Here is a 10,929-nt window from a genome sequence, read left to right as displayed (position 1 = left end):
AGAAGAATACTTGTTAGAAAAAAACTTTAAACTTATTCTAAAGACAAACTTGGTTAACACGCAGTCATTTACGTTTCATAATTGCTAAGATGGCATTCGACATATGCTTAGATTTTATGTACGAAATTCATGATAATTTTTAGGTACAGTATTTCCTTTACTCTATAATTTCATAATCAATATCCAGTTTTCGCAAAGCTCTTAAGGCAGAACCGGAGTTTTTATCTTCCAGCTCAATATCCACTGCATCTCCTTCCAAAAGTATATCTGTAAGTTCGTTCGACAAGGGTTCATCAACACCCGTTGAAATCTCTACAATACATTTAGCTATCGCTCTTTTATCAGGCCTTTGAGCATCACAAGACAATAAATTCAATTTCATATTAGTGATTTTAAATGCAATATACCAGAGTTAAGATGAGTATGGATTATACTTCCATCATTATTCGGTTTATTTACTCGATAATCGAGATTAAAATACTCGGAGGCTTGCCATGCTTTATAAATTTTTTCTCATATAATGTCTTATGGGCTTGTCCTGAGGCAATTTACTCAAAATAAAAGGTTGATACATAGAGCCGAAGTGAAAAGCATGAAGTGTGATACTAAAATTGGATACCTTCGTTTTAAAAACCTTAGCGGTACTGATGAAGGAAAAAGAAAATAAATCAAAGAGCATAAAGAAGTCTTGGCCAACAAAAGAGGCTATGGAACAGATTTATGAAATGAAACTCTGGGGAGGTGGCTCTTCCCATTTCTATTCGGGTATAGGCTCCCATCATCCTAAAGTGGTCAACCCATACATAGAGGTTGTCATCTCATTTTTAACTTCTTTTCAAGATGAACTTATTCTCTGCGATTTAGGCTGTGGCGATTTTAATATAGGAAAAGAATTGGTGAACTATACCAGAAAGTACCATGCTGTCGATATAGTTACAGGTCTCATAGAAAGGAATACAAAAAAATACAGGGGAGACCATTTAGAATTCCATTGTTTGGATATCGCGAAAGATGATTTGCCTTCTGGGGATTGCGCCTTACTAAGACACGTGTTACAACATTTATCGAATACTGAAATTCAACGTATAGTCAGTAAATTAACTGATTTTGAATATATTATCGTAACCGAACATGTCCCTGAAGGGAATTTTATACCTAATAAAGATATTATTTCAGGACAAGGAATTAGACTAAAAAAGCAAAGTGGTGTTAACTTAACGGCAAAACCATTTAACTTAAAGGTCAAGGAAGAAACGCAGTTATTATCTGTTATTTTAAAGGGCCAAAAAGGAACTATAGTGACTACACTTTATAAAATTTAGGTTTCTATCTGTTTAAGATACCATAAGTGTATTTATGTCATTGCTTTTCGGAATCTCTTATAATTTCAATTGTTTGTTTGCTATTATCTGAGTTTTTAATTCGGACATCGATCTTTTTAAAGACCCATGGTCCCTCAACTCGATCTGCGGAAATATCCATTTTTGCTTTTCCTTTCTTGTATCCAGATGGTAGAATTTACACGTTGGTTTTCAATTGAGTAGTTAACTTCCCCCTCTAAAATTGCAAATTTGTCAATCGGTTCTATTTCGCCGAGTAGTTCTTTCACTTTTTGGTTAGATTCGACTTTTTTTATAGCATCTTGATAAAGCTCGGTATCGGAATAAGCCTGAGCAAAATCAGTACCAATCCCCATTATTTCTGAAGAAATGAATACAGAAAATATAATGAGTAAGAGACCGCTGACAGGTATAAACCACTTCCAATTTTTTTTCCATCAGCTTTTTTGCTCAATCAGTTCGTTACTCATATGTTATGTTTGAAGCGTTGTTCTCATTAGTTTTTAAAATTTTCTTATAAGATTTGGATGACCAGACCAAAGTGGAGAGGTAACTAAGTTCTCTTCTTTATAGGCTTTGTCTTCTTGGATCGATTGTCTTCACCCACCTGTTTTTACCTCTGGGTCAACAGAAGGATAATCGGTTAACTTTTTTCTCTTTACAACATCCGCAGAGATTGAAATCCGAAAGTCATATTGATTAGGTCTTGGTTTAATCTTAAATAATCCCGAGTTCTTCCTTTTGCAATGACCAAGCCATCATAATCTCCAACTTTTACTTGAGCAAAACTCACGTTGCTTTTTTTGGATTTAGATTTCTAAAAATTATAGGTATATAATCAATACCAATTTAAATTTACAATGTCGCATGAATAAATTGAATTGTTTTTTGATTGATTGAATTTAAAAATAAGAAGCATAGCCTTAGTTACGGTAATTATTTTTGGTAAAAAGCAAGCGAAAAAGAAACGATTTATTGCGACATTATAGGTTTAAATTGGTATAAACAACACTCTATCCCTTTATTGAAATAATTTGGTCTGAATTCTTCTGCAATAGTGGTTGTTCTGTTGTGCAAACTCAAAACCTAGCTCCCACCATTTTTTCATTTTTCTAGGTTCAAAAATAAGAGAGTTTTTGGTGAGCATTTCAGGAGGGTTATAAAAGTTGAGTGTGATCTCATCATGTTTACTCCTCAATTTTCCAATCGTAATATCATTGGTAATAATTTGCTCCAGAAGGAAATCAAATATCCGAGTCGTTAATTCTAAGACATTTTTTACTGGCTTTTTTTGAAATGGCTTTTCAGTTTTCAATAAAATGATATCCACTTCTTTAGCGCCTCTGTTAATAGCTTCTGCAATAGGAACAACATTACCTAATCCTCCATCCCCATACTCGTAACCATCCTTTCTAACTAAGCTCATAAAAGGAACTAAGTTAGCAGAAGCCCATATCCAATCACAAAATTCTTCGCGATTAAAGTCCTTTACGGACTTGTATTCGACCTTGCCCAAACTTATGTTGGAAACGGTGACGACCACATCTACATGTTGATTCTTCATTTGCTCAAAAAAATTTGGAGTGATTGTTCTCAAAATTAATTTTTTTAAGGACTTACTTTCTCCAAAGGTTTTCGACCCTTTTAAAAACCCAATGAGGATGTTGAGGTGATTGATCCTGATTTCAAATTCGCCATCCCTTTCTTTGATGATAAAAGGATTTCTACTAAAAATAGAATTTTGGTTTACTGAGGTATACACCTCCTTGAGCCTAGAAATTTCACCTATAGAAAGCAATGGAATAAGCAGACTTCCTGTAGAGGTGCCTACAAAAAGGTTATAGTCGTTTTTGCAAACGTTAATAAGATATTCTGCAATACCTCCTGCAAATGCCCCTTTGCTTCCTCCACCTGAAATGACCATTGCTCTCATAGTTTTATTTTTTCAAGATAAATGTAATATTGAAATTACAATAATTTTGACTCTAAACGCACAAGTCCATTTCTAGGCATAAAAATGGACTTGTGTAATGGATATGAATAACTATTTTACATCTGGTCGCTAAAAAAGATTGAGTTTAAAAATAACTTGAAGGTTCCAAGCCAAAAGGCTCTAAAATTGGTATTATCAGTAAAGATCATCACGTTTCCTCTTCCATACCCATTTTGTTTGAAGGGGACAGTGCTTTTAATTAACTCTAAATTTTCAGCATTTATATACCCGCTTAATAAAGGTGAGTTGGTATATTGAATAGGATTTTTAAAGCTTAAAGTATCCGCCTCTAACATTAAGTTGGAGTTTCTAAAAAGGGCTATCTCGTCATTATTATAACCATAAACTATAGGGTGGGATCTGTCGATTTTAGCTTTAAAAATAGCTCCTCCTATTCGCTTAGCACCATAAAATTTTGATCGCTCTATAAAACTGATGTCCTTGGCCACGACACTATCTTTTTTTATTTTAAAGTCAATCATCTTTTCATCTTTAAGCCAATTCATGGTGCCTTTGTAGGCGATGAGGTTCCCCCCTTTACTTACCCAGTCTTTTAGTTTTTCTTTTCCTGAAGGGGTTAAGGCATTAGAACTTGAGCTTGGTATAACCAAGTGGGTGTACTTCTCTAGGCTAGTCCTATTAAAATCTTTGGCATCCACTTTAGTGACTGGAATCTCATACCTAAAATCTAGCATGTGCCATATTTCCCCGGCATCATAAGACCTTACTCCTTCGCCAACAAGCATAGCAATTTTAGGCATTTCTAGAGGATTCATATTGGGACTTCCAAGATTAATTCCTTGGGTTAATCCAGTTTTTAATGGTGAAATTTTTACATGGTTGTTTTTTTGTAATTCATCCAGTAGAGTGTAGATTTCGGTACTGGTTTTCTGTTGATTTTGTATAGGAATTACAATAGTTCCATAATCAAAAGTTTCAGTCTTAGATTGAAATGGTTTTTGAGCCACCTTTACACGGATGTCTTCATCCATGATTTTATATAACACCTTTGGGGCATTAAAATCATTCCAGCGCAAAGCATAGGCGTACTCAGATTTTTGAAGGTCATTGGGGATGTCCAATTCTACTGAAGTTAGCTTTTTACCCATATCTATAGATTTCACTTCAGCAAAATCTACATCAAAAGCATGTCTGAAACTCCAGGCGGATACATCGTAAAAAATACTATCGTTAAAACTCGTACGCTTTTCAAACATGGCCTCTACGATCCTATGCTGTAATTGGTTTTTAGGAATGATATACGATGAATTTTGGTCGAAATCCTTACCGTCAAAGTGCTCATTTTTGTCAAGTTTATATAACTCTACCTGATGTTGCTCTAAGACTTTTGCCAATTCGTTGGCTAAGACAGGATCGTTCTTTCTGCCAAACACATAAGCTCCCTTTTCAGCTTTCTTTTCGGCGTTTCTATAAAAATTATACTGTAACTTGAGAATATCAGTTTTCAGTTCTAAGGAAGCTTTTAAAGTGGATAGGGCTGTGGTAAACTGATTTTTAATAGTGAAGGGGAATGTCAATAATCCGTTTTCAGTCATTTGTCCAGAACCTCTAGAGCTTGCTTGTTCGAAAAGAATACCTATAGAACCATTAATGTCTGGGAAGGTAGACCCTTTACCATAGTAAAAGTCATCAAAACTCTCTTTTGAATAATATAAAGAACCGATACTGTCTAGAGCTTTAGCATGATAGTTACCAATTCGTTCAGTAAGATCTTGGTTGAGTTGAGGGGTGAGGGGATTGGTTCTTTCTGGGATACCAGGTTGAAAAAAGAACGAAGAATTGGAGCCCATCTCGTGGTGGTCGGTTAGGACATTAGGTCTCCAATCGTAAAATGTTTTTACTCTAGCCTGGCTTTCTAAAAGTTGAAGAGGAAGCCAATCTCTATTGAGGTCGAACCAATAATGATTTGTTCTGCCCCCGGGCCAAATTTCAGAGAATTCACGATCTTGAGGGTCAGGATTTAAATTTACGCTTCTATTGGTATTGGTCCAATAGGCAAATCGTTGTAAACCATCTGGGTTGAAACTTGGGTCGAGAAGTATAACAGTATTCTCTAGCATCCGGTCTATTGAAGCTCCTTCTGCAGCCGCAAGATAATAAGCTAAAACTAGTGCAGCATTGGTGCCACTAGGTTCATTGCCGTGAACAGAAAACCCTTGATTCACTACAATAGGCATAGATTCCAATTGAGATTCAGAGACTTCACCAGATATGATTTTGAGATGGTTCTCTTGAATTTCAGCTAGATTTTTATGATTCTCTGGAGAGGTAATAGTGAGTAAAATAAGAGGTCTTTTTTCATAAGTAAACCCTCTGTTTTCTATACTCACCCTATCTGAGGATTCTGCTATGGCTTTCATATATAGAACCAGTTTGTCGTGAGAAATATGCCACTCTCCAGGGACAAAACCAACGATTTCACTAGGGGTTGGAATGTTTCGATTATAAGTTACATCTTGAGGTAAGTAGTCTTTTAGTTTCACTTCTTGGGCTTGAGCACATAAAGCAAAAAAAAAGGTGGTGAAAAATAGAATTTTTTTCATATTAATTTATCAAATTAGAGTTACAGATATAATTAAGACTTGAGTTTGAGTGAAAAGTTTAAATTTTAAAGAATACTTCCTCAAGTTCAGCTTATATAGCGATTTAAGATTTAAATATACTAAAGTTGTAATTGCTGTAGTAAACTAATTCTTCTTAAACTAGTTGATGTTTGGATACGAATTTTTTAGAGGCTATTAAAACTTCAGTCTGAACACCAAATTTGGTGTAAAATTTAAACCTCGTTGTTTAAAGGTTTGGATATTTTGATCGTCATTCAACCAATAAAACTGATCGTATATATTCGAGTTTCCAAAGACATTCCAAAAGGACAAACCTGCAAGAGCATTTATATTTTTAAAAATGGCAAAGGTGTAGGTTGTTGAAAAATCCAACCTAAAGTAATCGGGTAATCGCTCCGCGTTTGGTCCTTGAAATAGAACTTCCTGAGGGTTCACACTTTGATTTTCTTTGGGAAGTGTTATAGGTGCTCCAGAATGCCAGTTAAATCCAGTAGATAATTTTAAGCCTTTTTTTTCGTAGCTCAAACCAAAAGAAATCGCATGTTGTATATCTAGATTGCTCTGAAAACGCGAGGGGTCTAAAGCATCAAAATGGTAAAAATTATCGGATATGGAATAGCTTGCCCATCCAGAAATAGGATCGAAATTTTTATTGATTAAAAAATCAATTCCTTTTACTTCATAACTTCCATGCACTTGTAAAAATTGAAACTGATTTTGAAAACCTTGTCCTTGCGTGGTGATTCCTTTCACGTGTTTGTAGTAGACGTCTGCATTGATAAACCAGCTTGGTTTTACGTAATTGAGTCCAGTCGAGACTTGTTGGCTTTGTATAATTGGTCGGTTATTGGGATCGGAGAGGACCCATCTTCTATTTTCAACACCCAAAAAATCCGTTTGTAAATCGATAACTTGAGAGGTGACTTGGCTTTTTTGTTCAGCGAGAACTTCTAGGTAAACATCGTCTACTATTTTATAACTTAAGTTGAATCTAGGCTCAATCACCACCTTGTCAAATTTTGAAAAATGATTAAGTCTTCCCCCAAATTCTACACTGAGGTCTTTATTTGTTGACAGATAGTTTAACTGGCTATAAAGGCTGTTCGTTAAAATAGAGTTTCGAGTTTCTCTAAAAAAACCTGGATTATTGACAGATTCTGAATTGATAATCCCAGTCTCGTTAAGCTGATATCCTGATTCTAGACTAAGCTTTGAAGATAAATGGGTTTTCAGATTAACACGGACTCCAATTTCTCTTACTTCATTGATCTGCTCTAGGCTTTGGTCATCTAATAAATTCGTATTGATAGAATTTTGATTGTATTTGGAAGTATAAAACTGAACTTCAGTTTTTGTAGTTTCAGACCAGTTCCTATTGTAATAGATTCCACCAGCTACATTGGTTTGTTCGAGTTCGCTAGATCTTGTGTCAATCCTATTATCCAAAATTTTAAACCTGTCAAGAGAAAATTCATCATGTGTGTAAAAGAAATTGCCTTTTATGTAATCCTTTTCAGTGAGCTTGTATTTGTAGTTTAAAGTAGCATCATAAAATATAAATTCATTATTTTGTTGAGAGGCAGGATTTGTTTCGTTGGTAACCTCAGTGTTCTGGAAGATTTTATCAAAATAGTGATTGTAGGTTGGACTCTCCCAAATATTGTTGATGGATTCTCTAAAAGAAAACTCGATAGAAGAGGCAGACGTCAAAGGAGCTTCAATATAAACGTCAGCATTGATTAGGTTCACTCCAATTTCAGCTTTAAAAGATTTCACAATAGAATCTTTAGTACGCATATCGATCACACTAGAAACTCCATCACCATATCGTGAGGATGTTCCATTTTTGATCAATTTTACGCTTTTAGTCATATAGGGATTAAACGCAGAAATCATCCCAAAAAAATGAGAGGTATGGTACATTTTTATACCGTCCCACAAAAATAAATTTTGATCATGAGTGCCTCCTCTTACATTAAGATAGGACACGCTTTCTTGGCGGCTGGTTATGCCAGGAAGCGCTTGTATACTCTGTAAAACATCAGGTTCTACTAGCCCTGGTAACAATCCAAAGCTTTCATAATCGAGTTTTAAAATCCCAGACCGATATTTTTGAATGCCTTCCGTTAGATAATTGGTTAGGATAATTTCTTCAAGCACTATAGAAAAAGGGGAAACCATAACTTCAATGCAGTATTTTCTTTCGCTAGGTATAACTCTTTTTAGCTCTGGAGCATAGCCCTTTACCCTAATGCTTAAATCAACTTCTTCAGCGTTTACAGGGATTTTAAATTGGCCTGAAGCATTTGGTTTGTAGAGGTAGTTGCCAACCTTTATCGATGCTTCTGTCAATTTTTTTTGAGTTAATTCATCTTTAGCGATCACACACAGTTCAAATTCATTATCATTTGGAATGATGAGTATGTTTTTGTCGGAATGGGTTTTATACGAGAAAGGAGTGGATGTTTCTAAAAAGTTAAGGCAATCTTCTAGTGAATTTAAAGAAGGATTGGGAGTTATAATAAGGTTTTCTATTTGATCATCTGCATAAGAAAATTTAACGTCAAATCGACTCTCAATAGTTCTCAAAAATCCGCCTAAACCTTTGTCACCACTTGAGTTCTGAGCGTAGCCATGACTACTCAAGCTCAAAAGGATAAATAAAAAAGAATGTAAATTCAGTAATCTCACTTTTTAGACAATATGACCATATCACCATTTATCTGGTAGGTCAATTTTAAAGGCAAAGTAATGGATTTTAAGGCGTTTTCAAGATCATTATGGACAAAATTTCCAGTATAGAGTCTAGAGGAATTGATGGCTGAGGTTTCAAACTTTATATTGTAATAAAGATTAAATTCTTGTAAAACCGATTCTAGCGAAGTACTTTTAAATCGTGAAGTATGATTGATCCAACTTGGTTTTGATGAATAAGTTTTAGAATTTGAGATTTTGTCTTTTATAAAATTTACGGTCTCTTTGGGTTGGAGTATATACGCCTTGTTATCTATAATTACTTTTACGGACCCTTCATAACAAGTGACTTCAAACCCATATGCTCTTGATTTTACATTAAACTGTGTGCCTAAAACCTGAATGCTTCCATATTTTGTCTTTACTGTAAATACATTCCCTGTAGAAACTTTAAAAAAAGCTTCACCTTCTAAATTTAAAGACCGCTCTTGTGTCCATGTTGAAGAGTTAAATTGTATAATTGACTTAGCGCTTAAATTCACTTCAGATTCATCTGGCAGACTTAAAGTTTTAGTCTCAGCAACTTGAGTTTGTATGCTTTCTAAATATGAAGTCTTATTTAGTAGTTTTACAGCTGAAAATACTATGATGCATATAGCTGCCACAATACCAATGATTTTATAAAAATTGAAGGTTGTTTTTAGAATAGGTTGGTGAAGGTCAGATTCAAGCTTAGTAAGAGACTCTTGAGCATCAAATTTAGGAGCTCTAAAATGCTTTGCTGTTTCAGAAATTTTGGCATAAGAAGGGTAGACGTCTAATTTTTTAAACGCCTCCCATTCTTCTGAAGTGAGCTCGTCTCTGATCCACTTTTCAATTAAATATTCCTCTTTCATAGCAATCTAATCATTTATAAGACAATTTACTTATAAATTCTCCTACTCCATAACTGTTAAATTCCATCAATATCTCGTCTAAGTTGTTTGAGTGCAGAGTAGATTCGCTTTTCAACAGCTTTTCTAGAAATCCCCAACAGCTCTGCAATTTCTTTATGTTTTTTCCCTTCAACTCTATTGAGCATAAAAGCAACTCGTTTTTCTTCTGTAAGATTGGATAATGCTTTTTGATATTTATTTAAATATTCTTTTTCTTCAAGTAAAAATTGAGGGTCTTGATTAGTCGAGTTATTTTTTGAAGCATTCGACTCATATTTTAAGACTACCTTTCTATGTTTTATAGTATTAAGAGTGGTGTTGTTCGCTACCGAAAATAGGTAACTTTTAGCTTTGTCAGGTGATATTTTTTTACAATTCTCCCAGAGTTTCATAAAAGCCTCCTGAACTTTGTCTTTAGGATTATACTGTTCACCAAATTTATAGTAAATAAAATCGTGTAAATCTTTTGCATACCTTTCATGAAGTTTTGAAAATACAGTTTTTTCACAGGTATTTTCAAATAAAGGTCTTGCGTTTTCCATGGATTCAAAATTATAAAAAAAGTTTAAATTTGTAGGAATTATGAGTCCTAAGTTGTTTTATAAGTGTAAGCTAAAAAATATGTTTAAATTTTACAAATCGATTATTTTTTTATTGCTTCCCATTTTAATGGTGAGCTGCTATGAAGACGATGCTCCATTGGTAGAAAATGAAAACACTTTACACTATTCATCAGATCTTTCCTCTAAGGTCAAATCTATAACTTCTCACAATGCTTCTTTTGATGATCTTATAGACAATGCTTTCTGTTTTAGTCTTATTTTCCCTTATGAGCTTTCCATCAATAATCAACTCCGAGTTTTTAATTCAGCACAAGATTTAAGTCCTTTAAGAGAAGAGGATGCTATTGAGATTGTATTTCCGGTCTCTATAGTCTTCAGTGATTATAGTCTTCAAGAGGTCAATTCTACTCCTGAATTAAATGCGCTGATCAATCAGTGTAGCGATTTTCAAAGTTTCACAACCTTCAATTGTTACTCAATAAAATTTCCTTTAACTCTGAAGGATTTCAATGACGTCAACTCCTCTTTCCAAACGCATCATTTCTTCAATAACAAAGATATCTTTCTATACTTAGAAAATCTTCATGATTCTGATGTTTACGAAATAGGCTATCCTATTTCACTTCTTAATAAAATTTCTCTTGAAGTTGTTATCAATGATAACCAAGAATTTATTGATATGCTGGATTCTTCGCCTTCACATTGTGAGGAGTGAATAAATATTTTATTAAGTATTTCTTAGTATTTATTATTCCTATTTGTTAAACCCTTATTAAAAAAGATTTTTGGGGTAGTAACTTTTGAGTTGTGTTTGTCTTA

10 protein-coding genes are annotated in these 10,929 nt (G+C 34.2%); 2 read left to right on the top strand and 8 right to left on the bottom strand.

Annotated features, from left to right (window positions below; translation table 11 throughout):
- Positions 1 to 157 precede the first annotated feature (157 nt).
- The gene (locus tag CXF67_RS05625) at positions 158 to 382 is read right to left on the bottom strand and encodes a hypothetical protein (RefSeq protein ID WP_102087856.1); all 225 of its coding nucleotides are present in this window, start codon (positions 380 to 382) and stop codon (positions 158 to 160) included.
- Between the two features lie 265 nt (positions 383 to 647).
- Here CXF67_RS05625 and CXF67_RS05620 point away from each other — a divergent pair, with 265 nt between their 5' ends.
- Entirely contained in the window at positions 648 to 1,322 is a 675-nt protein-coding gene (locus CXF67_RS05620; RefSeq protein ID WP_102087855.1) for a methyltransferase domain-containing protein, read from the top strand.
- Between the two features lie 134 nt (positions 1,323 to 1,456).
- On the opposite strand, the gene CXF67_RS18700 is transcribed toward CXF67_RS05620, so the two are convergent.
- The 7 genes from CXF67_RS18700 to CXF67_RS05590 form a co-directional block, all read right to left on the bottom strand.
- Positions 1,457 to 1,696 carry a cytochrome c oxidase assembly factor Coa1 family protein gene (locus CXF67_RS18700; RefSeq protein WP_257984607.1) on the bottom strand — a complete coding sequence of 80 codons (240 nt, stop codon included), beginning with the start codon at positions 1,694 to 1,696 and terminating at the stop codon, positions 1,457 to 1,459.
- Positions 1,697 to 1,998: 302 nt separating this feature from the next.
- Complete coding sequence (locus CXF67_RS18695) at positions 1,999 to 2,133, bottom strand: hypothetical protein (protein ID WP_257984606.1); 135 nt, start codon at positions 2,131 to 2,133, stop codon at positions 1,999 to 2,001.
- Between the two features lie 228 nt (positions 2,134 to 2,361).
- Entirely contained in the window at positions 2,362 to 3,273 is a 912-nt protein-coding gene (locus CXF67_RS05610) for a patatin-like phospholipase family protein (RefSeq protein ID WP_102087854.1), read from the bottom strand.
- Positions 3,274 to 3,389: 116 nt separating this feature from the next.
- Entirely contained in the window at positions 3,390 to 5,897 is a 2,508-nt protein-coding gene (locus CXF67_RS05605; RefSeq protein WP_102087853.1) for a M14 family metallopeptidase, read from the bottom strand.
- Positions 5,898 to 6,092: 195 nt separating this feature from the next.
- Entirely contained in the window at positions 6,093 to 8,609 is a 2,517-nt protein-coding gene (locus CXF67_RS05600) for a TonB-dependent receptor plug domain-containing protein (protein ID WP_102087852.1), read from the bottom strand.
- Entirely contained in the window at positions 8,606 to 9,508 is a 903-nt protein-coding gene (locus CXF67_RS05595; protein WP_102087851.1) for a FecR family protein, read from the bottom strand. Before CXF67_RS05595 ends, CXF67_RS05600 begins: the two co-directional genes overlap by 4 nt.
- A gap of 56 nt (positions 9,509 to 9,564) precedes the next feature.
- Complete coding sequence (locus CXF67_RS05590) at positions 9,565 to 10,089, bottom strand: RNA polymerase sigma factor (protein ID WP_102087850.1); 525 nt, start codon at positions 10,087 to 10,089, stop codon at positions 9,565 to 9,567.
- A 79-nt stretch (positions 10,090 to 10,168) separates the two neighbouring features.
- On the opposite strand from CXF67_RS05590, the gene CXF67_RS05585 reads away from it, so the two are divergent.
- Positions 10,169 to 10,825: a hypothetical protein gene (locus CXF67_RS05585; protein ID WP_102087849.1), complete on the top strand. Its 657-nt coding sequence runs from the start codon at positions 10,169 to 10,171 to the stop codon at positions 10,823 to 10,825.
- Positions 10,826 to 10,929 lie beyond the last annotated feature (104 nt).

Source organism: Psychroflexus sp. MES1-P1E (genome assembly GCF_002836055.1).
Taxonomy (GTDB): domain Bacteria; phylum Bacteroidota; class Bacteroidia; order Flavobacteriales; family Flavobacteriaceae; genus Psychroflexus.
The sequence above is the reverse complement of the archived record's forward strand: the minus strand, read 5'-3'. Positions and strand labels throughout refer to the sequence as shown.

Bases quoted from the DNA above. Each gene is read 5' to 3' on its own strand.
- CXF67_RS05625 (WP_102087856.1), bottom strand. From the start codon at position 382: ATGAAATTGAATTTATTGTCTTGTGATGCTCAAAGGCCTGATAAAAGA.
- CXF67_RS05620 (WP_102087855.1), top strand. From the start codon at position 648: ATGAAGGAAAAAGAAAATAAATCAAAGAGCATAAAGAAGTCTTGGCCA.
- CXF67_RS18700 (WP_257984607.1), bottom strand. From the start codon at position 1,696: ATGGGGATTGGTACTGATTTTGCTCAGGCTTATTCCGATACCGAGCTT.
- CXF67_RS05610 (WP_102087854.1), bottom strand. From the start codon at position 3,273: ATGAGAGCAATGGTCATTTCAGGTGGAGGAAGCAAAGGGGCATTTGCA.
- CXF67_RS05605 (WP_102087853.1), bottom strand. From the start codon at position 5,897: ATGAAAAAAATTCTATTTTTCACCACCTTTTTTTTTGCTTTATGTGCT.
- CXF67_RS05595 (WP_102087851.1), bottom strand. From the start codon at position 9,508: ATGAAAGAGGAATATTTAATTGAAAAGTGGATCAGAGACGAGCTCACT.
- CXF67_RS05590 (WP_102087850.1), bottom strand. From the start codon at position 10,089: ATGGAAAACGCAAGACCTTTATTTGAAAATACCTGTGAAAAAACTGTA.
- CXF67_RS05585 (WP_102087849.1), top strand. From the start codon at position 10,169: ATGTTTAAATTTTACAAATCGATTATTTTTTTATTGCTTCCCATTTTA.